The sequence below is a fragment of the Cedecea sp. VD22 genome, assembly GCF_037150195.1.
In the GTDB taxonomy this organism is placed as follows: domain Bacteria; phylum Pseudomonadota; class Gammaproteobacteria; order Enterobacterales; family Enterobacteriaceae; genus Cedecea.
Map to the genome: position 1 here is coordinate 218942 of NZ_JBBCPX010000003.1, position 23722 is coordinate 242663.

The 23722-nt window shown below is 56.0% G+C and carries 22 protein-coding genes; 3 read left to right on the forward strand and 19 right to left on the reverse strand.

Going from position 1 to position 23722, the window contains the following annotated elements:
- Positions 1-186: 186 nt before the first annotated feature.
- From WFK85_RS09340 to WFK85_RS09375, 8 genes are all read right to left on the reverse strand, one after another.
- Positions 187-909 carry an amino acid ABC transporter ATP-binding protein gene (locus tag WFK85_RS09340; RefSeq protein WP_008460680.1) on the reverse strand — a complete coding sequence of 241 codons (723 nt, stop codon included), beginning with the start codon at positions 907-909 and terminating at the stop codon, positions 187-189.
- Positions 896-1660 carry an amino acid ABC transporter permease gene (locus WFK85_RS09345; RefSeq protein ID WP_008460679.1) on the reverse strand — a complete coding sequence of 255 codons (765 nt, stop codon included), beginning with the start codon at positions 1658-1660 and terminating at the stop codon, positions 896-898. Before WFK85_RS09345 ends, WFK85_RS09340 begins: the two co-directional genes overlap by 14 nt.
- 39 nt (positions 1661-1699) lie before the next feature.
- Positions 1700-2464 (reverse strand): basic amino acid ABC transporter substrate-binding protein, encoded by a 765-nt coding sequence (locus tag WFK85_RS09350; protein ID WP_085938922.1) that lies wholly within the window; start codon positions 2462-2464, stop codon positions 1700-1702.
- A 113-nt stretch (positions 2465-2577) separates the two neighbouring features.
- Positions 2578-3546, reverse strand: coding sequence for a cellulase family glycosylhydrolase (locus WFK85_RS09355; RefSeq protein WP_166994812.1), 969 nt, complete (start codon positions 3544-3546; stop codon positions 2578-2580).
- 121 nt (positions 3547-3667) lie between these two features.
- A complete protein-coding gene (locus tag WFK85_RS09360; RefSeq protein WP_336706605.1) occupies positions 3668-4381 on the reverse strand; it encodes an RES family NAD+ phosphorylase in 714 nt (237 codons plus the stop codon).
- Positions 4365-5174 (reverse strand): hypothetical protein, encoded by an 810-nt coding sequence (locus WFK85_RS09365; protein ID WP_336706608.1) that lies wholly within the window; start codon positions 5172-5174, stop codon positions 4365-4367. The genes WFK85_RS09360 and WFK85_RS09365 overlap by 17 nt, the downstream gene beginning before the upstream one ends.
- 162 nt (positions 5175-5336) lie before the next feature.
- Positions 5337-6659 carry a 6-phospho-alpha-glucosidase gene (locus WFK85_RS09370; protein ID WP_008460673.1) on the reverse strand — a complete coding sequence of 441 codons (1323 nt, stop codon included), beginning with the start codon at positions 6657-6659 and terminating at the stop codon, positions 5337-5339.
- Positions 6656-8278 carry an alpha-glucoside-specific PTS transporter subunit IIBC gene (locus WFK85_RS09375; RefSeq protein WP_166994820.1) on the reverse strand — a complete coding sequence of 541 codons (1623 nt, stop codon included), beginning with the start codon at positions 8276-8278 and terminating at the stop codon, positions 6656-6658. Before WFK85_RS09375 ends, WFK85_RS09370 begins: the two co-directional genes overlap by 4 nt.
- A gap of 224 nt (positions 8279-8502) precedes the next feature.
- Between WFK85_RS09375 and WFK85_RS09380 the strand changes: the two genes are divergently transcribed.
- Positions 8503-9246, forward strand: coding sequence for a UTRA domain-containing protein (locus WFK85_RS09380; RefSeq protein WP_166994822.1), 744 nt, complete (start codon positions 8503-8505; stop codon positions 9244-9246).
- On the opposite strand, the gene WFK85_RS09385 is transcribed toward WFK85_RS09380, so the two are convergent.
- From WFK85_RS09385 to ibpA, 3 genes are all read right to left on the reverse strand, one after another.
- Positions 9241-10899 (reverse strand): putative transporter, encoded by a 1659-nt coding sequence (locus WFK85_RS09385; protein WP_008460667.1) that lies wholly within the window; start codon positions 10897-10899, stop codon positions 9241-9243. The genes WFK85_RS09380 and WFK85_RS09385 overlap by 6 nt on opposite strands.
- A gap of 128 nt (positions 10900-11027) precedes the next feature.
- On the reverse strand, positions 11028-11456 hold the full coding sequence (gene ibpB / locus WFK85_RS09390) for a small heat shock chaperone IbpB (RefSeq protein WP_008460665.1): 429 nt from the start codon (positions 11454-11456) through the stop codon (positions 11028-11030).
- A gap of 113 nt (positions 11457-11569) precedes the next feature.
- Complete coding sequence (gene ibpA, locus WFK85_RS09395; RefSeq protein WP_008460663.1) at positions 11570-11983, reverse strand: small heat shock chaperone IbpA; 414 nt, start codon at positions 11981-11983, stop codon at positions 11570-11572.
- Between the two features lie 314 nt (positions 11984-12297).
- On the opposite strand from ibpA, the gene WFK85_RS09400 reads away from it, so the two are divergent.
- Entirely contained in the window at positions 12298-12630 is a 333-nt protein-coding gene (locus WFK85_RS09400) for a YceK/YidQ family lipoprotein (protein ID WP_008460661.1), read from the forward strand.
- A 5-nt stretch (positions 12631-12635) separates the two neighbouring features.
- On the opposite strand, the gene WFK85_RS09405 is transcribed toward WFK85_RS09400, so the two are convergent.
- Together WFK85_RS09405 and WFK85_RS09410 are read right to left on the reverse strand one after the other, a co-directional pair.
- Entirely contained in the window at positions 12636-13901 is a 1266-nt protein-coding gene (locus tag WFK85_RS09405; protein ID WP_336706720.1) for a DUF3748 domain-containing protein, read from the reverse strand.
- A 45-nt stretch (positions 13902-13946) separates the two neighbouring features.
- Entirely contained in the window at positions 13947-14822 is an 876-nt protein-coding gene (locus WFK85_RS09410; RefSeq protein WP_336706614.1) for a LysR substrate-binding domain-containing protein, read from the reverse strand.
- 130 nt (positions 14823-14952) lie between these two features.
- Here WFK85_RS09410 and WFK85_RS09415 point away from each other — a divergent pair, with 130 nt between their 5' ends.
- Positions 14953-16074, forward strand: a complete 1122-nt coding sequence (locus WFK85_RS09415) for an agmatine deiminase family protein (protein ID WP_336706616.1) — start codon at positions 14953-14955, stop codon at positions 16072-16074.
- A 53-nt stretch (positions 16075-16127) separates the two neighbouring features.
- Here the strand turns inward: WFK85_RS09415 and yidA are convergent, their stop codons facing one another.
- From yidA to dnaA, 6 genes are all read right to left on the reverse strand, one after another.
- Complete coding sequence (gene yidA, locus WFK85_RS09420; RefSeq protein WP_008460655.1) at positions 16128-16940, reverse strand: sugar-phosphatase; 813 nt, start codon at positions 16938-16940, stop codon at positions 16128-16130.
- A gap of 148 nt (positions 16941-17088) precedes the next feature.
- Positions 17089-17487 (reverse strand): YidB family protein, encoded by a 399-nt coding sequence (locus WFK85_RS09425; protein ID WP_008460654.1) that lies wholly within the window; start codon positions 17485-17487, stop codon positions 17089-17091.
- A gap of 101 nt (positions 17488-17588) precedes the next feature.
- Positions 17589-20003 (reverse strand): DNA topoisomerase (ATP-hydrolyzing) subunit B, encoded by a 2415-nt coding sequence (gyrB, locus tag WFK85_RS09430; protein ID WP_336706619.1) that lies wholly within the window; start codon positions 20001-20003, stop codon positions 17589-17591.
- A 28-nt stretch (positions 20004-20031) separates the two neighbouring features.
- The gene (gene recF / locus WFK85_RS09435; protein WP_039298758.1) at positions 20032-21105 is read right to left on the reverse strand and encodes a DNA replication/repair protein RecF; all 1074 of its coding nucleotides are present in this window, start codon (positions 21103-21105) and stop codon (positions 20032-20034) included.
- Positions 21106-22206 carry a DNA polymerase III subunit beta gene (dnaN, locus tag WFK85_RS09440; RefSeq protein ID WP_008460651.1) on the reverse strand — a complete coding sequence of 367 codons (1101 nt, stop codon included), beginning with the start codon at positions 22204-22206 and terminating at the stop codon, positions 21106-21108.
- Between the two features lie 4 nt (positions 22207-22210).
- Positions 22211-23593: a chromosomal replication initiator protein DnaA gene (dnaA, locus tag WFK85_RS09445; protein ID WP_008460649.1), complete on the reverse strand. Its 1383-nt coding sequence runs from the start codon at positions 23591-23593 to the stop codon at positions 22211-22213.
- Positions 23594-23722: the final 129 nt, after the last annotated feature.

The following is a 23722-nucleotide window of genomic DNA, read 5'->3' on the forward strand; positions in this document are numbered from 1 at the left end:
CAATAGAAAGGGCGCTTAAGCGACCTTTTTACTGCTAAAAAACGCTGGTGATAGAAGAAAACCAGACGACTCGTTAAAAAACAGGAAAATCAATTTGTTGATTTTCGGCTGATAACCACAAAGAGGAAAAAACCACGCTTTTTCCCTCTTTGTCAGCAACGTTAAAGGGCGCATAAGCGCCCTTTTTTACAGAACCTTGCTAAGGAAGGCCTGAGTTCGCGGGTTTTGCGGGGCGCTAAAGATCTGCGCCGGCACGCCCTGTTCCTGAATCACACCCTGGTCAATGAAGATCACCCGGTCCGCCACTTCGCGGGCAAAGCCCATTTCGTGGGTCACGATAATCATCGTCATCCCTTCCTGCGCCAACTGTTTCATCACCGCCAGCACTTCGCCGACAAGCTCAGGATCCAGCGCTGAAGTTGGCTCGTCGAACAGAATTATCGACGGCTCCATCGCCAGCGCACGGGCAATCGCCACGCGCTGCTGCTGGCCACCGGAGAGGCTCGAAGGCCAGGCATCGATTTTGTCCAGCAGGCCGACCTTTTGCAGCAGCTTTTCGGCGCGGTTTACCGCTTCCGCTTTGGACAGCCCTTTCAGCGACATGGGTGCCATGATCAGGTTTTCCAGCACCGTCATGTGCGGGAACAGGTTAAAACGCTGGAACACCATGCCCACGCCTTCGCGCAGCGTGTTGAGATTAGTTTTTGGGTCGTGTACCGCAAAACCGTTGACTACGACTTCGCCGCCGTCCGGTTTTTCCAGCGCGTTCAGGCAGCGCAGAAACGTACTTTTGCCGGAGCCGGAAGGGCCAATCACGCAAACCACTTCCTGAGGCGCGATATCGCAGGAGATACCGCGCAGCACGTGAGTTTTGCCAAACTGTTTCTGTAAATCCTTAACGTGAATCACTTTTGCCAAACCTCTTTTCCATATGTTGCACCAGCAGCGAAAGCAGGAATGTCAGCACCCAGTACACCACGGAGATGGTCAGGTACGGTTCCCAGTAAGTCGCATAAGCGCCGGAAACGGTACGCGCCGCGTAGGCCAGGTCGGCGAGACCGATGGCGGATGCCAGCGACGAGTCTTTCACAATGGCAATCGCGTTGTTGCCCAGCGGCGGCAGGATGCGGCGGAACGCCTGCGGCAGAATAACCTTACGCATCGTTTTGCCCCAGCCCATACCCAGCGCGCGTGACGCTTCCATCTGCCCTTTGTCGATGGACTGAATACCGGCGCGGAAAATCTCGGACACATAGGCCCCGGCGTTAAGGGTGATCGCCACCACGCAGGAGAGAAACGCGCCGTATTCGGAGCGAAGGTCGCGGGCAAAGTCCACGGACATCATCCCGCTGGTGATCATGATCCCGTCGCGCGGGTTTATAAACAGCGGCACCAGCGCAAAGTGAACCACCATGATCTGCACGAACAGAGGCGTGCCGCGAAACGCGCTGACGTAAACGCGCACTGGCCACTGCACGGCATAACGCAGCACGTGCTTCCACGGGCCGTCATCGGCGTGAGCCATACGCCCCAGCCCCAGCAGCAGCCCCCAGGTCGTGCCTAAAATCACGCAGATAATGGTGCACTTGATGGTCATCAGCGCGCCCTGCATAAACAACGGCGCGTATTCTGAGATTATCTCCCAGCGAAATCCGGTCATACCTGTCCTTTTTGGGGCCGGAACGGCCCCGATTGATAATTACTCTGCCGGGAGGGTTGGAACGTTGTTGTCGAACCAGGTGGCGTAAATTTTAGCGTAGGTGCCGTCGGCGATGATTTTCTTCAGGCCGGCGTCGATTTTGCCTTTCAGCTCGGTATTACCTTTGGCAACCGCGATGCCGAAGTACTGACGCTCAAACTTGCTGTCCGGTACCAGCTTCAGCGGTTTTTCCGGGTGGGATTTGATGTAGTACTTCACCACGCCCACGTCGCCCACGGCGGCGTCGATACCGTCTTCAGTCAGTTCCTGCAGCATCAGCGGCGTGTTGTCAAAGCGCTTGATGTCGGTGCTGTTTTTACCCAGAACGTCGGACACCACAATGTCGCCAGTGCTGGAGTTAACCACGCCCACTTTTTTGCCTTTCAGCGAGGTAACAGAATCTACTTTAGAGTCGGTCGGCACCACGATGGATTGCTCTGCCGGGAAGTACGGCGTGGAGAAATCGACCATCGCTTTACGCTTGTCGGTGATGGTGATACCGGAAATGATGATGTCGCGATCGCCGGAGTTCAGCGTGGCGAAGATACCTTCCCACGGCGTGTTAACCAGCTTGATATCAAACCCTTCGGCTTTAGCGATGGCTTTGATGATGTCGATATCGAAACCTTCCAGCTGTTTCTGGCTGTTTTCGTATTCAAACGGGCGGTAGGTGCCGCCGGAACCCACAACGTAGGTCTGCGCCAGCGCCTGAGCAGAACTGAACAATGCCGCGAGCAAACACCCGCCAGCCACTACTGATTTCATCGCTTTAGTAAACATAGAAGCCCCTGGATATATGATGTTTTTATGCAGTTAATTTGCATAAAAATACATAATTACCCGAAGTGCAGCAACAGATAATTCACGCTGAGTGATAATTACTGACACTGAGGCTTCAGAATAGCGTCCAGCAATGGCGCCATATCAGGCCGCCAGGCGCCCTCTTCCCCATCGTAGAATTTTTCATCGCCGTTGACTGCATACGGAATCTGCGCTTTTTGTAATTCACAGGCGACAAACGTCGCCATCGCAACCTGCTGATCGACCGGTAATTTACTGCCAGGAGACCAGTTCCCGACCCAGGAAAGATGGCCGGTTTTCTGCTGCCAGTGCACGGCGGTTTCGATGCGGGCGTGGATAGCCGCTTTTTCAGCATCCGTCCCCGTCGTCCACTGGTTTTTTCCGTTCCATGTTTTGCCGTTCCAGTTTTTTGGGCCGCCCGGCATCAGGTGCCAGTCAGCCATGACCAGTCCGTGGCGGGATTCAGGAATTTTAAGCGTGGCCAGCGCTTCCGGGGAGGCGTGGTTGCGTGGCGCAACAAAGATATGGCGCTGAGGGCTGATTTTATGAATCGCCTTCACGGTTTTGTCGTAAATCTGGTTGAGCAACTGAGGGTTGGCGCTGAGTTTCTCCTCCGGCTGCCCGATTATATCGAACACCAGCGAGTCGTCATTTTTGGCAAAAAAGCGCGCCACGGTCGTCCACCACTCCACAATATCTTCCGCATTTTCAGCGGTCGGCTTCGCTTTCAGCTCCGCAGCCCGGTAGCTGATCACCGGCACGATATGGTACTGCTCGCAGGCATCCACGATGCGCCGTAAATGCACCAGTTTCTGATGGGTTATCGGCCCGGCAATGCGAATGCGGACGTGGCCAAAGCCTCGCTGCTGAAAGTCACGCACCGTCAGAGGGTCAAATTCGCGGATGCCTCGCTCTGTTAATGCCCAGTCAACGTTCATTCCCACCCCAAGCTGGCTGGTCCAGGTGGGCGGCAAAACATCCTGCTGCTGCGCAAACGAACTGGCACAGAAAGAGAGGGCAACCAGAATAAGAGTTGGCTTTAACATCGGCGGCACGTTACTTAGCGAAGGAAAACTAATATTTAGCATGCTTTTCCCATTTGCGGGGAGTGAGGATTGCAATAAAAAATTAATCGTGATGCCGAGTGTGAAGGATTGCCAAAGCGAACTACTCGTCGCTGAGCACAATGCCGAGCCTGTCCGCCATCTTCACAATCTCTTCAACCACTTCTGGCGTTGAAAATATCCCACAAGCTTCACGTTGCAACGCTAAATCCTCAGGACGGGTTCTGTCGCCATAAAAAAGGAAAGCACTGCTGTCATCATGCTGTCGGGATTTCCAGACTATGCCGTCAATGGCGGGATTTTGATCGTGAATCGCACGCGCCCAGCGCTGCGTTTGCGGGTAAACCAGGCGATCGCTTAACAGAAAAAACTGCTTTGATAACCCCATCCGGTAGAGGTCTGCTGTTTTAAGCGTCACCAGCGTCATCTCTCGCCTGAGCACCAGTTGACTCATTCCCCAGTGCCGCCAAGGCCTGATGGATAAAAAGCCCCGCCGCTCGCCGCCAATCAGGTCGTGAAAAAGCGTTTCGGCCAGCGCCCCTGTGATGCTGTCTGCCGCATACAGGCTTGGCACCAGCCGCCCCTGTATATCTTTAAAAGGGCTGAACCTGGCACCGTAATCGTTGCCGGTCAGTTCACGCCCTGGATTGAAACTGTTTCCAGGCCAGGTAAGGGCATGACAGCGATAAAGGACCTTTCCCGCCGGTAAAGTTTCTTTAAAAATCGGGATCGCGTCTCCCGGCTCAGGAAGTTCAGGGGCAAGCAACACTGGCTCGCCAAAAAGTCCTTTCGTTTTGGCCTCATCCTTCGGCGCCATCCTGTAGCCTCCTGACCTCGTATTCAGCGGCCTGTAGCACGTTAGCCGGATAAGCAGAGACCATTTCGGCAGGCGTTTTTCCCGCCAGCAGGCCGTTAGAGGTCGCAAACCATTCTGCCAGCCCCCAGGCCGTTTTATGCTGAGCGAAGGTTTCCAGAATGACTTTCATCACAGGCAGAGGACGGTAGTTTTCATCCAGACCATAGCGCGGATAGACGTTCCCGACGCCGCGTTTAATGACCGAGAAAATTTTTCCAGCCGCCTTCCAGCGCGTTGGCTGAGCCGAGACATTTTTTGTCGAGTAGCCGCCCAGCATGGCGATTTCATGGGTGGTCAGCCAGCCTTCGTCCGTTAACCTGTCTCGCGCCTGTGCCAGGCGGGCCTGGTTAATCACCTCGCACTGCTGGGCCGGAGGAAGAAAACTGCTTTGTGCCGCGTAACGCTTTGACGAATCTGCAGTGTAGTTGGCTGCGGGTTCATGGGCGACAAGCACGCTCTCACCGATAAGCTTCTCGCCATAGAGTTCCACCAGCTTTTCATAACCGTCATTAAGCTCCAGCGCCTGCTGCTGCGTTTGTAGCTCTTCGGTTGCCTCTAGCAGATGAGTGAGTTGGGTATGCAGCGCTTCCAGCCCGGAAACGCCACCGCGAAGCGCAAGCTGCAGGGTCAGCCCGGCTTCGCGCTTGCTGTTTGGCTCGCGAACGCCTCTTGCAAGCGTGAGCTTCACGCTCTCGCTGTCAAACAGCACCCGGTCTTTTTTCTTCTCAATACGTCCGGTTTGCCTTGATACCATTGCGCCCTCCAAAATAACCCAACTAACCAACCTAACCTTAATAACCCTAACAACTTTATCGCCGGGTACAAAAAATGTCCAGACTGGAGAAGGCAATCTGGGAAGCATCGCCATAAAAAAAGCGCGACGTCTCCGCCGCGCTTCGTAAAAGCCTGAGAAAACTTATTTCAATTCAGGCCAGTAGTCTTTGTTCGCTTCAATCAAATCATCAAGAATCGCTTTGGCAACGGAGGCGCTCGGCACGGTTTTCGACAGGGTGATCGCCTGCCACAGTTTCTGATAAGAGCGGTGCTCCCAGGCATCCACGACCAGTTTTTCAACGGCGACCTGCTGGCTCATCAATCCTTTCTGGAACTGAGGGATGTTCCCCACGACCAGCGGCTCCGGCCCGTCTTTGCCCACCAGACAAGGGATTTCCACCATGGCTTCCGGGTCGAAGTTATTGATTGCCCCGTTATTTGGCACAATCAGCAGCATCCGCTCCTGGGTGTTAAAGGCAATGGCCGTTGCAAGATCGACGATGTAAGAGGCATGTTCGTCAATTTCCAGCTCACCTGCAGAGGATTTCCCGGCGCTAATAATGGCGTTGCAGGAACCAAACACGTGCTTCTCGCGGTGATCCATTACCTCATTCGCCCTGGTGCGCTCCGGGTTGGAGTGCTGCACCACGTAATCCGGATACAAATAGTATTTCAGGTAGGTGTTCGGCAGCGTGTCCGGATCAAGCGCCCAGACATCTTTTGCTTTGGCAAACGTGTCGTTCCAGCTTGCTTCGGTGCCATGCTCATCTTTTGGCGGCACATAGCCATATTTAGCCACATGTTCGCGAATTTTCGGCATCAAGTCATTGCCGTCTTTATCTTCTACGTGGGTCCACCAGCCAAAGTGGTTCAGGCCGTAGTAACGCACCTTCATCTCTTTGCGATCCTTCAGGCCCACAATCTGCGCCATGCGGCTTTCGATGCCGATAGGCATATCGCAGATATTCAGGATTTTTGAGTCTGGACGCAGGCGGCGGGTCGCTTCCGCCACAATGGCTGCCGGATTGGAGTAGTTCAACATCCAGGCGTTCGGCGAATATTTTTCCATATAATCCACCAGTTCCAGCACGCCGCCGATGGAGCGCATGCCGTAGGCTATCCCGCCCGGGCCGCAGGTTTCCTGGCCGAGTACGCCGTGGCGAAGCGGGATTTTCTCGTCTTTTTCACGCATCGGATATTTGCCCACGCGAATGTGCGCCATCACAAAATCCACGTCACTGAACGCTTCCTGCGGGTCGGTGGTATAGCTGAAGTCGATATCCGGGGCCTGCTCTTTCAGGATGATTTTGCAGGCTTCGGCGATAGTTTCCTGGCGTGCGCCGTCGTTATCGTAGAACTTCAGCGCCCGCAGCGGGAAACGGGTCTGGTTAGCCAACAGCATCAGCACGATGCCAGGGGTAAAAGTACTGCCGCCACCTGCTACAACTACCGAGAATTTTTTCATGATACTGCCTCCGTCATGGATGGGTGTTCGTCTGAAGTTTGCTCTTTGATAAGGGTTTCAATCTGGTCGCGAATTTGCGGGACATGCAGCCCGACAATCACCTGAATGCCATTGCCGCTGCGCACCACGCCGTGGGCGCCAAGGGCTTTGAACACTTCGTCGGCTTCGGTCAGAGCCATGTCACCGAGTGTGATACGCAGACGAGTCGCGCAGTTATTCAGGCTGGCGATATTCGCCGCGCCGCCGAGCGCCTGCAGGAAGCCATGCGCCTGCCCGTGTTTTGCATCCTGACTGACTGCCGCACTGGTTTGCTGCCGTGCCGCCTGGTAGTCGGCCTTGCTGTAGAGTTTGATCTCGCTGTCTTCCCGGCCCGGCGTTTTCAGGTTGAAACGCAGAATCAGGGCACGGAAAACCACGAAGTAGACGCCGGTAAAGGCGATGCCGATGCCTATCTGGGTAAAGACCATCGAGGCGTGGTTATGGAACATGGGGATCCAGTTTTGCGGCAGGAACTGGTCCAGCAGGCCGCCGCCCATGTTGCCCACCACGCCCGCCATGTACATCACCGTTGCCATTGAGGCGGCCAGGAAGGCGTGAACAGCGAACAGCAGCGGAGAGATAAACAGGAAGGTAAATTCCAGCGGTTCAGTGATGCCGACCAGCATGGCTGTCAGCGTCGCGGGTATCAGCAGCCCGGCAACCTTCACGCGGTTCTGCGGCGAGGCGGTGTAGTAGAGCGCCAGCGCGATACCCACCGAACCGAAAACCTTCGAGTTGCCGTGCAGGGCGAAGCCGCCTTCCGGGAACAGAGATTTCAGCGAGGCAGTGCTCTGGCTGAACTCCTGCAAATGCTGCGCCCAGTACACCTGAATGCCGCCTTCAACCGCCGCCGGGCCGAAGATGAACGGGCCATAGACGAAGTGGTGCAGCCCGGTAGGGATCAGAATACGTTCAAGGAAGGTGTATACCCAGACCCCCAGCGCCCCGGCACTGCGTAAAAACGCCTGCAGCGATTCGATGCCGAGCTGCACTTTTGGCCAGCCGAGCAGCGTCAGCCAGGCGCAGGGGATCATCACCAGGAAGGCCATAATCACCACAAAAGAGCTGCCCTGGAAAATACCGAGGAACACCGGCAGCGGCTTATCGAAATAACGGTTGTGAATCGCGGTGACGATGCCGGAGATAACAATCGCCCCGATGATGCTGGTGTCGAGCGTTTTAATCCCGGCCATCATCGTCAGGCCGCTGCCTGCCGTAGGGTCGAGGCTAAAGTCGACGCCGAAGTAGTGCCCCCACGTCATCCCCATCGCATTGATGAAGTAGTTCCAGGTTAAGAAGCTCACCAGCACCGCCAGGCAAGCTCGCCCCTGGGCCTGTTTTGCCAGGCCGATGGGCAAACCCACGGCAAAAATCAGCGGCATATTGCGGAACACCGTCCAGCCGCCTTCCTCGATGATATGAACAATTTGTGCAAACAGAGTGTCTGGTGCGGTGAGCGCTTCGCCAACAAACAGCGGGTTGCGCAGCATGATGGCAAGCCCGACCACGATCCCGGCGAAGGGGAACAGCAGAACCGGGGTAAACATTGCACCACCAAAACGTTGTATTTGACTGAGCATTTTTAAATCCTCATGTAACAACTTCGTAGAGTAAGAGGCGGCCTTATTTTTTTAGTTGGCCTGAGGCTGAGGATATGAGCGCGGGCGGTGGCTCGCCGCGTCAGGCGCAGCGATTCGTGATCGTATTCATGGTTTTTATTTGGCCAAAGTTGTCTACTTTTAGAGTTAAAACTAGACAATTAACCGACATATAACGGCGTGATAAAGCCTGGAGATGTCCAGCTATGATCTACAAATCAATTGCCGACAGGCTACGGCTGCGGCTTAATTCTGCCGACTACACCCTAGGCAGCCCCCTGCCTGGGGAAAAGAAGCTGGCTGAAGAATTTGGCGTGTCGCGCATGACGATTCGTAAAGCGGTGGATTTGCTTGTGGGCTGGGGTCTGGTTAATCGCCGCCAGGGCAGCGGCACCTGGGTGACAAAAAAAGACGTTCACCACGAAACCACTAACCTGACGGGTTTTGTGGAAGTGATGCGCAGCCAGGGCAAAGAGGTGCTGAGCGAGGTGCTGGAATTTAACGTGATGCCCGCGCCCCCGGCGATAGCCAGCCTGCTGCGCATTAAGATCGACGAAAAAATCTATTACTCCCGCCGCGTGCGCGCCGTGAGCGGCAAGCCGCTGATGGTGGAAGACAGCTATATGCCGGTCAAACTCTTTCGCAACCTGTCCCTGGCCCACCTTGAGGGGTCAAAATTCAGCTATATCGAAGATGAATGCCAGATAGTCATCAGCGGCAACTATGAAACGCTGACGCCGGTACTCGCCGACGCAAAAACGGCAAAACTGCTGAACATCGCGGAGGCGACACCGATTTTGCGCATCACCTCGCTCTCCTACAGCGATAAAGGCGAGTTTCTTAACTATTCGGTGATGTTCAGAAATGCCAGCGAATATCAGGTGGATTACCACTTACGCCGGGATCATTCGAGGGTGCCGCCCGGCCAGTCGGGCGGCGGAGAGCTATAGTCCCCAGAACAGCAGCGCCAGCAGTTGGGGAGTAATAATGCGCAGGAACATCACCAGCGGGTAAACCGTAGCGTAAGAAAGCGCGGCGGCTCCACTGGTCGCATGCAGCCCGTTGGCAAAGGCCAGCGCAGGTGGGTCTGTCATCGAGCCCGCCAGCATGCCGCACAGCGTCAGGTAGTTCATCTTCACCAGCAGGCGAGCAAGCAGGCCGACGGTAATCAGCGGCACCGCGGTGATCAGAATGCCGTAGCCAATCCAGCTTACGCCGTCGCCCACCAGCAGCGTGTCGATAAAATCCCCGCCGGACTTGAGCCCGACCACCGCCAGAAACAGGACGATACCCAGCTCACGCAGCGCCAGGTTCGCACTCGGCGGCATAAACCAGTAAAGCTTGCCGATACTGCCGATGCGCCCGAGGATCAGCGCCATAATCAGCGGCCCACCAGCCAGGCCAAGGCGCAGCGCCGCCGGGAAACCGGGGATAAACAGCGGAATGGAGCCCAGCAACACGCCAAGCCCGATGCCGATAAACACCGGCAGCATTTGCACCTGCTGCAGCTTATGCTGCGCGTTACCGACCTCTGCGGCCACCGCGTCGATCGATTGAGGGCGTCCGACCAGGTTGAGGATGTCGCCGAACTGCAGGCTGGCGTTGCTGCTGGCCACCAGCTCGACCCCGGCGCGGTTAAGGCGAGATATCACCACGTCATATTTCTGCTTCAGATGCAGATCGCGGATCTTCTTGCCCAGAACCTTTTCGTTGGTCACCACGACGCGCTCAACCCGCAGATCCGTGCCTCGCGTGGAAAGCGAAGTATCCACTTCGTTGCCGATCACCAGCAGCGCTTTGTGCAGATCTTTTTCTGCCCCAACGAGGTGCAGCAGGTCGCCAGTCTGAACGAGGGTGCCTGGAGAAGGCACCATCAGCAGCTCTCCGCGCTTGAGGCGGGAGCATATTATTTCGTCGCTGTTAAGAATAGGGATGTCCTGAATCGCCAGACCGTTCAGGTTTGGGTTGGCGACGCAGATATTCATGGTGTGCAGCTGGGCGTGATTTTGGCCGCTGTTGGCTTCAAACTGCTGAGCTTCTTTGTCAACGCTGACGCGAAAGGCCATGCGTAACAGCCACATGGTCAGCAGGATGCCGCAAATCCCAAACGGATAGGCCATCGCGTAGCTCATCCCCATTTGGTCAACCAATTGCCCCGGCGTGCCGAGATCGGTCAGGATCTGCTGCCCGGCCCCCAGCGCTGGCGTGTTCGTAACGGCACCGGAGAAGATCCCCAATACCACCGGCAGCGGCACATCAAACAGCTTGTAGACCACGGCAGTGACCAACGCACCGAGCACAACGATAAGAATAGCGAACAAATTTAGCCGCAAGCCGGAAACGCGCAGGGATGAGAAGAAGCCGGGTCCGACCTGGATGCCTATCGTGTAAACAAACAGGATCAGCCCAAATTCCTGGATAAAGTGCAGCATATCGCCGTTCAGGCCAATCCCGGCCTGATTGACAAAGTGGCCGACAATAATGCCGCCAAACAGCACGCCTCCGATCCCAAAGCCCACCCCGCGGATCTTGATATTACCGATCCACAATCCCACGACGGCAACCAGCGCCAGCATGCTGACGGTTAACGCTATTCCACTCATATATAATCCCTGTGAATAACATTATTGTTACTAAGGATTCTGGCAGAGCTATGGGGAGGATAATGGGGTGCGGAGCACAAAAAAGGCCCCATTTTCAGGGGCCTTAATACTTCATATGGGAAAATTATTTAGCTATTCAGCGCCGGGCGTTCGCTAATGGCGATCCGCTGCGGAGCAACCGCTTCCGGGATGTCCCGCACCAGGTCAATGTGCAGCAAGCCGTTGGTGAACGTTGCCCCTGAGACCTGCATATGCTCGGCCAGGGTAAAGCTCAGGCTGAACGGCTGAGTCACCAGCCCCTGATGCAGCCAGTTGGTCTCTTTTTCCGGTTTAACCGGGGTGCCCTTCACGCTCAGGCGGGTGCCTTCCAGCTCGATATCAAGATCTTCCTGGCGGAAACCGGCCAAAGCCAGCGTGATGCGGTAATGGTTATCGTCGCTTTTTTCGATGTTGTACGGCGGGAAGCCCTGGCTTTCACCGCTGGACTGCAGCGCGTTGGCCAGTTTATCGAAGCCGATCCATTGACGCAGAAGTGGGGATAAATCGTAGTTACGCATAGTGTTTTCTCCTTCTTTGAAGCAAGAAATAACCTGCCCGCATGCGAACGGGCATTGGCTCCCTGACGGCAAGCCAGCTTGATGACGGGCCGCGCACGGCGCGACCCCATGAATTAGTTGATTTCGATGCGGCGGGGCTTCATCGATTCAGGAATTTCACGTTCCAGGCTGATGTACAGCAGGCCGTTGACCAGGTTCGCGCCACGAACGTGGATGTTTTCCGCCAGCTGGAATTTGCGCTCGAAGTTGCGTTCGGCAATGCCCTGGTAGAGGTAAGTCCGCTCTTGCTGCTCGCCCGCGTGCGCCCCTTTGACGATAAGCAAGTTATCCTGGGCAGTGATCTCAAGTTCGCTTTCTGCGAAACCGGCGACGGCGATAGCAATGCGATAGTGATTTTCGTCCACTAATTCAACGTTGTACGGAGGGTATCCGCCGTTACTTTGGCTCTGGTTGCTTTCCAGCAGATTAAACAGACGGTCAAAACCAATGGCGGAACGGTACAGCGGAGAAAGATCGAAGTTACGCATAATAAAAAGCTCCTGAAATCAGCGAGTAAGATGTAAAAGCCTTCCCTTTGGACAGGCCATGAACCTGAGTACCCAATCGGCGTACTCTCTCTGGTTACCCTACTAAAATGTGGCTTGCTTAAAATTTTTCAAGGCGCCTGAACGCAAATTTTTTGCGTGAATGGCTTTCCTTACTTAGACTGGCAAACAGCATAAAAGGTTAAAAATATGCGATAGCCGCCGCAGAGCGGAACGAGGAACATTTTTAAATCACGGGCGGGTGTTATAACTCCGCTGGGGCTGGTACTCCGCCAACCATTGAAGATGACAGCAAAATGATAATGAGAAACTGGTTTCCAACTCTGGTGATTAGCAGCGGGCTGTTATTACTGACCGGCTGCTCAAGTATGATGTCACACAGCGGCGGCAAAGAAGGCTTGTATCCTGGTACACGAGCCAGTGCGGCAACGCTTGGCGACGACGACACCAGTTGGGCAATCAAGCCGCTGGTTGCGCTGGACCTGCCGTTTACCGCCGTGCTCGACACGGTGCTGCTGCCGTGGGATATGTTCCGCAAGGACAATTCGGTGAGATCGCGTGTGGAAGCCAGCGAGCAACAGAATCTGGCCACTAACGCCGTTATCCCACCGGCAGAACTGCCTCACTGAATCATTTACAGGCCGGTTTCCGCGCTCCATAACTGGCGGAAACCGTCGACGTCCTGCATCCAGGCAACCTGCTTGCCGTTCGGGGAGAAGACGATGGCATCGCCAGAAGGTGCTTCGCCCTCTGCCGAACTTAATGGCGTAATGACCCCGCTTTGCGCGTCACACAGCACCACACGCCCCTGCTGCACAAACCCAAGAGCTTTACCTGAAGAATGCCAGTTAAAGGCCGACTGAATGTCGTGCTCACCGTGGGTAACCTGCCGGGGCTCGCCGCCGTTCGGGGATATCACCCAAAGCTGCACCACGCCGCTGTCGTCGCGCATCAGGAAGGCAAGTTGGCTGCCGTCCGGGCTGCTGCGGATCCAGTGCCGGGGCTGATTCACCAGACCCGGATAACGGCGCTGATGGGTAAAGGTCAGCCGACGTTGCATCACGCTTTTTGGCGGCGCTGGCAGCGTCGTGGCGGTGCCACACAGCGGTTCACTTCCGGCCTGCTGGTAAGCCTGCGGCTCATTGGGAAGGTCCACGATAAACAGCTCGGGCACCTTCTCACCGTTTGCTAACCGGGTATCGCCGATAAACGCCAGCGCCCAGCGTTGAACGCTGCCGTCTGGCTTCCGGTAGCCATGTTCCCCGACCCAGCCTTCTTCGTAGGCACGGTTAATCTCATCGCTGCCGGGCTGTGGCTCTGCCGTCGTGCGGCTCACCAGCACGCAATAATGGCTCCCGCCGTATTCTCGTGGATGCTGTTTAGCCGGCATCACGGGGCCAAACGGCAGCGCGACGCCGACGTTACGCAGGTCGAGGCGCGCATCAAGCTCGTGCATAACGTGGTCGTTGTAGGTGAAGCTCAAGCGGCTGCCGTCCGGGCTCCAGACGTGAACATGGCTGCCGCCGCGCAGCGCCCCTGGGGTATAGGGCGAGGTAATGTCCATTGCATCAAGATTGCTGGCCTCACCCTGCGCCACAACCACGCCACGGCGGTGGTGGAAGTCATAGTGCCAGTCGACGTCCGGGTTTTCCGGGCCATGGATAAAAACGTAGCGCTCCGGCTGCCGTGGGTTCACGGTCACCACGCCAACGTGGGCGCCTTCAGGGGCGCGATAAACCACCTCGACGTCACCGTTCTGGATATTAACTCGCTCGATGGTTGTGCCGGTAAAAGAGGCTCCCGAAGGCCGAACGTCGAAGGCCAGCCACTGGCTGTCCGGCGTCCAGGTGTTAACGTTGGTAAGCTGATGATGACGCGGTGCGAAGGTGAGTTGTTTGATCACGATTTTGCCCTGAAGCGCTGAGTACGCCTCAGGGTAAAAGAATTAGCCAGGCCTTTCCACTTTGCCAGGCAACCTGCCCCGGAGCCACGCGCAAAACTGGCGCGTTAACGGGTCATTTTCGCTTTCACGATGGATAAGCCACGCCCAGTCAGCGCCGCGCACGGTTTGCTCCACCAGCGGGCGAAGTTGCTCAATTTCCCTTTTTCTTTCTGCCAGCAGCTGGCTGACAAGCGCAATACCCAGCCCGTCTGCGGCGGCGTCAAGCAACAATCCAGGATCGGAGAAATTCATCCCCTGGCTTTGCTGGCCGACGTCCACCCCGCCAGCCACGCTCCAGTGCTCCCAGCTCATCTCGCGTTCGCCGTGCAGCGTTAGTCGCTGCTCTACCGGCAAATCCTGCACGGCGGGATGGCTGGCCGGATAAAGTCTATCCTTGTACAACACCTCGAAAAGACATTCTGCCTGCTGGCTGAGGTCATCCCGGATAGCCACATCTACGGTTTCGCTGGCCATATCCGGCGGGTCGAAGCTGGTGAACAGCCAAAGATCGGTCTGCGGATACCGGCGATTAAAGTCCGCCAGATTAGGCAACAGCCAGTGCCTGGCGAAAGCGGGCGTGGTGTTCACGATAAGCTGATTCGGCTTGCGGTACTGATCGAGCCGACGAATACCCACCGCCAGCTGTTGCAGCATGACCTGCGCGGTGCTGTAGAGATCCTGGCCGGCGTCCGTCAGGCTGACGCTGCGCCCGCTGCGAAAGAACAGCGGCTGCTCCAGGTAAACCTCCAGGCTGCGGATTTGCTGGCTGATGGCCGACTGGGTCAGGTGCAGTTCAAACGCAGCCTGGTGAAAGCTTCCCAGACGCGCGGCGGCTTCAAACCCACGCAGGGCATTTAACGGTGGCCAGTGTTTTAACATGTCGATAAGCCAGGCTAATCAGATGTCCGCTAAATATATCGTTGGAAGCCGAATTCAGCCAGTGATGAAATATCCACCTGTAATACTGAGCAGAATTTCTTACGTTAAAACAGCTATACGGGAGTCCGGTATGTCAACGCGTCGTGAATTTATTAAATGTACCTCGGTGCTGGCCGGGATGGGTATGGCGGGTTCTCTCGGGCTGCCTGTTTCTGCCTTCGCGGCCGTTAGCCCGGGCTGGCGTATGCCTGACGAAGGAGAACCGCAGCAACGTGCATTTATCGCGTTTGGCGCTCAGCGCGCCATCTGGAAAGATTTTACCCCTGACGTGCAGGATGCCCTGGGGCGCATCGCGCACGCCATCGCCGGTTACCAGCCGCTGACGGTATTTTGCCGGGAGCACGAACGCGCGCTGGCGGAGGAAAAATGCGGCAGCCACAACGTCACTTACGTGGTGACCGAGCTGGACGACATCTGGATGCGGGACACCGGCGCGTGCTTTGTCACTTCATCGGCAGGCAAACTCGCCGCCGTGGGCTTTAACTTCAACGGCTGGGGCAATAAGCAGCGGCACAGCAAAGACACGAAGCTGGCGGCATTTATGGCCGAAAAATACGGTGCAGCGCCGTTCATCCGCAGCGCGCTGACGGGCGAAGGTGGCGGGATTGAAGTGGACGGGCACGGCACCGGCATCATGACCGAAAGCAGTTGGGTAAACGCCAACCGCAATCCGGGCTGGAGCCGCGACCGGGTAGAGCAGGAGCTGAAAACACAGCTTGGCCTGAAAAAAATCATCTGGCTGCCGGGCATCAAAGGCAAAGATATTACCGATGCCCATGTCGATTTTTACGCCCGTTTTGTCAAACCAGGCGTGGTGATCGCTAACCTCGATCCCGACCCGGATTCCTGGGACCACCAGGTGACGCAGACTCACCTGGACATCCTCAGGCAGGCCACTGACGCCGAGGGCCGCAGGCTACAGGTTCACACCGTCACGCCACCGCAGGTCCCACGCGCAAGCCGCTTCAGCGAAGGAAACCCGGACTTTGCCGCCGGGTACATCAATTACTTCGTGATTAACGGCGCGATTATCGCCCCGGAGTTTGGCGATGAAGAGACGGACGAGGCGGCGTTTAGTTTGCTGTCGACGCTCTACCCTGAACGTGGGGTTGTGCAGCTAAACATCGACGCAATTGCCGCCGGAGGCGGAGGGATTCACTGTGTAACAAATCAGTTACCCGCAGTGAAATAACAAAAGGGAGCGCACCTGGCGCTCCCCTCTCCAGCAGACGAGATAAGAGCCGGTTAATTCAGCACAAACTTCTCGATAGCGTAGGCCACGCCGTCTTCCAGGTTGGATTTGGTGACGAAGTTGCTGACGGCTTTCACTTTGTCGGTCGCGTTGTCCATCGCCACGCCCATACCGGCATATTCCAGCATTGCGATGTCGTTTTCCTGGTCGCCAATGGTCATCACTTCTTCCGGCTTAATGCCCAGTTTCTCCGCCAGTGACTTCACGCCGGTGCCTTTGTTGACGCGCTTATCGAGGATTTCCAGGAAGTAAGGCGAGCTTTTCAGCAGCGTATACCGCTCAAAGACGTCGGCCGGGATTCGGGTGATGGCCTCATCGAGAATAGCCGGCTCGTCAATCATCATGACTTTCAGGAACTCGCCGTTTTTATCCATGTTTTCCGCTTCGCAGAACACCAAAGGAATACTGGCGATAAAGGACTCATGCACCGTGTAGTAGCTGATATCGCGGTTCGCGGTGTAAAGGGTATGACGATCCAGCGCATGGAAGTGTGAGCCCACTTCGCGGGACAGGTTTTCCAGGAAACGATAATCGTCATAGTTCAGCGCCGTCTGGGCGACGGTGCTGCCGTCGCTTGCCTTCTGCACCAGCGCGCCGTTGTAAGTGATGCAGTAGTCGCCGGGCTTATCCATCTGCAGCTCACGCAGGTAGCTTTCAACGCCAGCAAACGGACGACCGGTACAGATCACGACGTTCACGCCGCGCTCGCGCGCCGCCGCAACGGCCTGTTTTACCGCCGGAGAGATAGTGTGGTCTGGCAGCAGCAGCGTGCCATCCATATCAATTGCAATCAGTTTTATGGTCATGAGATCTTCAGAGGTAATGGATTTACCTCATGCTAACGCGATTCCGCTCAAAAAACAGCAGCAAACTCCGGGGAAAAGGGGGATGAGAGGCGGCAGGCAAACTCCTCTTTTAAAAGCCCCGGACATACAGCCGGGGCCAACAAAAAGGTCAGCTGAACAACTTACCTTTCAACAGGTTAACGCCAGCACTCAGCAAGTCGTTATGGGCTTCCGGCGTCACTTCACCGTTTGGCGACAGCGCGTCGATCACCTTCGGCAGGTATTCCGCCAGTAAAGCGGAAGCCGAGCCGGTATCCACGCCCAGTTTTTCCCCCAGCGCGGCTACGGACGGCGAACCCAGGGCCTGAGTTATCTGGTCGCCGCTCAGCGGCTGATTTGTACTGTTGCTGCTGAGCCACGAGGAGACGATTTCGCTTAAGCCGCCCTGGCGCAGCTTGTCCAGCAGCGCCTGAATACCGCCCTGCTGTTCTACCCAGCTTAGAATGGCCTGATATTTACCGGCGTCACCGTTCAGCAGCGAGCCCGCAACCTGATCAAAAAGTCCCATGGGGTTTCCCTCTGTGATGTAGAAAATCGACACCGGAAAGTATAGCGCCCATAAAAAAAGCCGTGCTGAAAGCACGGCTTTTTAGTCTGGCTGGGCAGGCCTTAGATATCGATGTTCGCCGCTTTCAGGGCGTTCTCTTCGATAAACGCACGGCGTGGTTCAACCGCATCGCCCATCAGGGTGGTGAACAGCTGGTCCGCAGCAATCGCGTCTTTAACGGTCACGCGCAGCATGCGACGGCTGTCAGGATCCATGGTGGTTTCCCACAGCTGATCCGGGTTCATCTCGCCCAGGCCTTTATAGCGCTGGATTGCCAGACCACGGCGGGACTCTTTCTGCAGCCACTCCAGCGCCTGCTCGAAGCTGGTTACCGGCTGACGGCGTTCGCCGCGTTCGATAAACGCATCTTCCTCAATCAGGCCACGCAGCTTCTCACCGAGAGCGCAAAGACGGCCATATTCGCCCCCTTCCACAAACTCTTTTTCCAGCACGTAGTCAGTGTCCACGCCGTGAGTACGCACGCGTACAATCGGCTCAAACACGTTCAGCTCGCTGTTATGGTGAATATCGTATTTCCAGGTGCTGCCGTGCTGCTCTTTTTCGTTCAGCGTCACGGTCAGCGCAGAAATCCACTGCGTCACTTTCGCTTCGTCGGCCAGCTCGGCCACCTGCAGCGTTGGGTGATAAACCAGGTTGTTCAGCAGGTTGCGTGGATAACGGCGCTCCATGCGGCCAATCATTTTCTGCGCGGTGTTGTATTCCGCCACCAGCTTCTCGAGTGGTTCACCGGCCAGCGCAGGTGCACTTGCGTTGGTGTGCAGAGTCGCACCGTCAAGGGCGATAGCGATTTGGTACTGGTCCATCGCTTCATCGTCTTTGATGTACTGTTCTTGCTTGCCTTTCTTTACTTTGTACAGCGGCGGCTGTGCAATATAGACGTGGCCGCGCTCAACAATTTCAGGCATCTGACGGTAGAAGAAGGTCAGCAGCAGCGTACGAATGTGGGAACCATCGACGTCCGCATCGGTCATGATGATGATGCTGTGGTAGCGCAGCTTGTCCGGGTTGTATTCGTCACGGCCAATGCCGCAGCCCAGCGCGGTGATAAGCGTCGCCACTTCCTGAGAAGAGAGCATCTTGTCGAAGCGCGCCTTCTCAACGTTAAGGATTTTACCTTTCAGCGGCAGGATCGCCTGGTTCTTACGGTTACGCCCCTGTTTTGCAGAGCCGCCCGCAGAGTCCCCTTCCACAAGGTACAGTTCAGACAGCGCCGGGTCGCGTTCCTGGCAGTCCGCCAGCTTACCAGGCAGGCCAGCCAGGTCGAGCGCGCCTTTACGGCGGGTCATTTCACGTGCGCGACGTGCAGCTTCACGAGCGCGCGCCGCATCAATAATTTTGCCGACAACGATTTTCGCGTCAGACGGGTTTTCCAGCAGGTATTCGGCCAGCAGTTCGTTCATCTGCTGCTCAACTGCGGATTTCACTTCCGAAGAAACCAGCTTGTCTTTGGTCTGGGAAGAGAATTTAGGATCCGGCACTTTCACGGAAACGACGGCAATCAGGCCTTCACGCGCATCGTCACCGGTGGCGCTGACTTTGGCTTTTTTGCTGTAGCCTTCTTTGTCCATGTAGGCGTTCAGGGTACGGGTCATCGCCGCGCGGAAGCCCGCAAGGTGAGTCCCGCCGTCGCGCTGAGGAATGTTGTTGGTAAAGCAGTAGATGTTTTCCTGGAAACCGTCGTTCCACTGCAGCGCCACTTCCACGCCGATACCGTCTTTTTCAGTGCTGAAATAGAACACGTTCGGGTGAATGGGGGTTTTGTTCTTGTTGAGGTACTCAACAAACGCCTTGATGCCGCCTTCGTAGTGGAAGTGATCCTGCTTGCCGTCGCGCTTGTCGATCAGGCGGATAGACACGCCAGAGTTCAGGAACGACAGCTCGCGCAGGCGCTTAGCCAGGATTTCGTATTCGAATTCGGTTACGTTGGTGAAGGTTTCATGGCTCGGCCAGAAACGCACCTGAGTCCCGGTCACATCGGCGTCACCGGTCACTGCCAGCGGAGCCTGAGGCTCACCGTGGATGTAGGTTTGCTGATGCACTTTACCTTCGCGGCGAATGACCAGCTCAAGCTTCTGGGACAGGGCGTTAACCACCGAGACGCCTACGCCGTGCAGGCCGCCGGACACCTTATAGGAGTTGTCATCAAACTTACCGCCAGCGTGCAGTACGGTCATGATAACCTGCGCGGCAGAAACCCCCTCTTCCGGGTGAATACCGGTAGGAATACCACGGCCATCATCGGTTACCGAGACGGAGTTATCCGCGTGGATAGTGACCACGATGTCTTTACAGTGGCCCGCGAGCGCTTCGTCGATAGCGTTATCCACGACCTCAAATACCATGTGGTGCAGACCGGTGCCGTCATCCGTATCGCCGATATACATGCCCGGGCGCTTACGTACCGCATCCAGCCCCTTAAGGACTTTGATACTGGAGGAGTCATAAGAATTCGACATCAACGTTTCTCGCTCATTTAATCTTGGGTTAATCCGCTATTTTACCCTGATCCACGGCGAACATCTTTGAATTTTTGTCCGCCATATCCATCACATGTTCGGCGCTGATCGCGCTAACAAAAACTTGTGACTCCGTGGCCTTTAACCGGCTGGCCAACAGGCCGCGCCTGGCGTCATCCAGTTCAGAGGCAAAATCATCTATCAGATACAGGCAACGCCGCCCGTTCTGCCGGGTGAGAAACTCACCCTGCGCCAGTCGTAAGGCGCACATCAGTAATTTAAGCTGCCCGCGCGAGAGCGTGTCTTCCACCGGCGCCCCGTCGGCACGAATCCGAAAATCCGCTTTATGTGGGCCGTGCGCGGTATAGGTCAGCATCCGGTCGCGTTCGAAATTGCGCTCCAGCACTTCGCTATAGTCGCTCTCTTTCTCCCAGCCGCGCTGGAAAGAGAAGCTCAGGGCAAATTCCGGTAAAAACTGTGCGCAGGTATCGGCCATATCTTCCGCAATGGCGGCGCTGTAGTCGGCGCGCCAGCGGCTGATTTGCTCGGCCAGCGGAATCAGCTCCTGATCCCACGGGCGCAGCTGCGCGTAGCGTGTCACCTGGCGCAACGCGGCGTTACGTTGCTTCAGCAGGCGTTTGAGGTTACTCCAGGCCACAAAAAAGCCAGGTTCATTGTGAAAGCAGCCCCAATCAAGGAAAGCTCTACGGTATTTGGGGCCGCCGCCCAGCAAAGTAAACCCCTCGGGGGTAATCAGCTGCATCGGCATCATCATCGCCAGTTCGGCGATTTTGTGGCCGTCGCTGCCGTCAATACGTACTTTGCTGTCGCCGGTGCGGTCTTTGGTCAGGCCGATTGAGGTTTCCCTTTCACCGTCCTGAAGCCGCCCGTGCAAAACAAAAGCGTCCTGCTCATGGCGGATCACGCGTTCAATTTTCAGGCTGCGAAAAGCACGACCGTGCCCGAGGGTATAAATCGCCTCAAGCACGCTGGTTTTGCCGCTGCCGTTAGCACCGACCAGAAAATTAAAGCCAGGAGAAAGAGCGAGATCCGCGTTTTCGATGTTGCGAAAGTCTTTAATCAGCAAACGCGTAAGTGACATCTACAGTCTCATTGGCATAACAACATAGGCCGCCGCCTGGCTGGCCGCGTCTTCAATCTGCACGCTGGAAACGGAGTCGGTCAGCAGAATGCGGACGTTCTCACACTTCAGGGCGTTCAGCACGTCCAGCACATAGCTGACGTTGAAGCCGATTTCCATCTCGGTACCGTCGTAGGAAACGTCCAGAATCTCTTCTGCTTCTTCCTGCTCGGGGTTGTTTGCCGTGATTTTCAGCTGGTTCTCGCTGACGAACAGGCGCACGCCGCGGAATTTCTCGTTCGACAAAATCGCCGCACGGGCAAACGCCTGCTTCAACAGGTCGCAGCCTGCATCGAGGTGTTTATCCGGGTTCTTCGGCAGCACGCGACGGTAGTCCGGGAAGCGGCCATCCACCAGCTTGGAGGTAAAGATGAAGTCGCCGACGTGAGCGCGAATGTTATTGCTGCCGATTTGTACGTGCAGCGGGGTTTCACCGCCGTCGAGCATACGCATCAGCTCAATCACACCTTTACGGGGCACGATAACCGAATGATTAGGCAAAGGTTGACCAACCGGCATCGAACAAACCGCCAGGCGGTGGCCGTCCGTTGCGACGGTACGCAGGTCTTCGCCTTCGGTTTCGAACAGCATGCCGTTCAGGTAATAACGAACGTCCTGATGCGCCATAGAGAACTGCGTGGCTTCGATCAGGCGCTTCATGGTCGCCTGCGGCAGGGTAAATTCTACCTCGCTCTGCCAGTCGTCCAGGTTCGGGAAGTCTGCCGCCGGCAGCGTGGAAAGCGAAAAGCGGCTACGCCCGGAGCGAACCAGCATGCGGTCGCCCTCCAGCTGTACCGCAATTTCAGCCCCTTCCGGCAGGCCACGGCAGATATCGAAGAATTTACGTGCCGGTACGGTCGTAGCCCCAGGTTCATGAGGCTGTACCAGCGCCACGCGCGCCACCATCTCCATTTCCAGATCGGTACCGGTTAAAGAGAGTGCACCTTCAGCCACCTGCAGCAGCAGGTTGCCCAGGATAGGCAGAGTCGGGCGGCCTCCGAGGGGGCCACTTACCTGCTGCAGCGGTTTTAATAAATGTTCACGTTCAACGGTAAATTTCATAGCGTCACGAAGATAATGTTCTGATTAAATTGGAGAAATCTTCTTTAATATCGTGGCTTTCTTCACGCAGCTGCTCAATCTTGCGGCAGGCATGTAAAACCGTGGTGTGGTCGCGTCCACCAAAAGCATCGCCAATTTCCGGCAGGCTATGGTTGGTCAGCTCTTTTGCCAGCGCCATCGCCATCTGGCGCGGACGGGCAACGGAACGGGAGCGACGCTTGGACAGCAAGTCAGCGACCTTAATTTTATAATACTCGGCCACCGTTTTCTGAATATTATCGATGGTGACCAGCTTCTCCTGAAGCGCAAGCAGGTCGCGCAGCGCTTCACGCACGAAGTCGATGGTAATCGCCCGGCCGGTAAAGTTGGCGTTGGCAATCACGCGGTTCAGCGCCCCTTCCAGCTCGCGGACGTTGGAGCGCAGTCGCTTGGCAATAAAGAAGGCCACTTCGCCCGGCAGACGGATATCGTTCTCGTCGGCCTTTTTCATCAGGATCGCCACACGGGTTTCAAGCTCCGGCGGCTCGATCGCCACCGTCAGCCCCCAGCCGAAACGGGATTTCAAACGATCCTCCACGCCGTTGATCTCTTTTGGATAGCGATCCGACGTCAGAATGATCTGTTGATTCCCTTCCAGCAGGGCATTAAAGGTGTGGAAAAACTCTTCCTGTGAACGTTCTTTATTGGCAAAAAACTGGATGTCATCGATAAGCAGTGCATCCACCGAACGGTAGTAGCGTTTGAACTCTTCGATGGCGTTATTCTGCAGTGCTTTAACCATGTCCTGAACAAAACGCTCAGAGTGCATGTACACCACTTTGGCATTCGGCTTGCGGGCCATGATGCCGTTACCCACCGCATGTAAAAGGTGCGTTTTACCTAAACCGGTGCCGCCATAAAGGAAGAGCGGGTTATACGCGCCGCCTGGGTTATCGGCCACCTGGCGTGCTGCCGCGCGAGCCAGCTGGTTCGATTTACCTTCAACGAAGTTATCAAAGGTGTGTTTCAGGTTAACGTTAGAACGGTAGGACGGCTCAGCAGGCGCAGGCATGTTATCCCAGCTTGGGCGCATCGGCGCTGCAGCGCGTGCAACCTGGGCAGGGGCCGCCGCGGTTGCCATAGCGGCAACGGGCTGAGTCACGGGTTTGCTGCCAACTTCGAAGCGTAATAAAGGTGCATCGCTGCCGCAAAAATCGTTGAGCAACCCATTGATATTATTTAAATATTTATCCCGCACCCAGTCGAGCACGAAACGATTAGGCGCGTACAAAGCCAGCGTGTTATCGCTCAGTTCCGCCTGTAGGGGGCGTATCCACATACTGAATTCTGTGGCTGGTAACTCATCCTGCAATCGGGCAAGACACTGCTGCCAAAGCGAAAGTGACACGGCGGACTCCACTCGAACAAAGTCGATAAAAAGACGAAGACTGAAAGTTATACATTCATGATTGTTGACACGCGCTCTCAGGCTGTGGGAGGCGCGCGAACCGCTATTTGCGGTTTCCCCGGTGAAGGC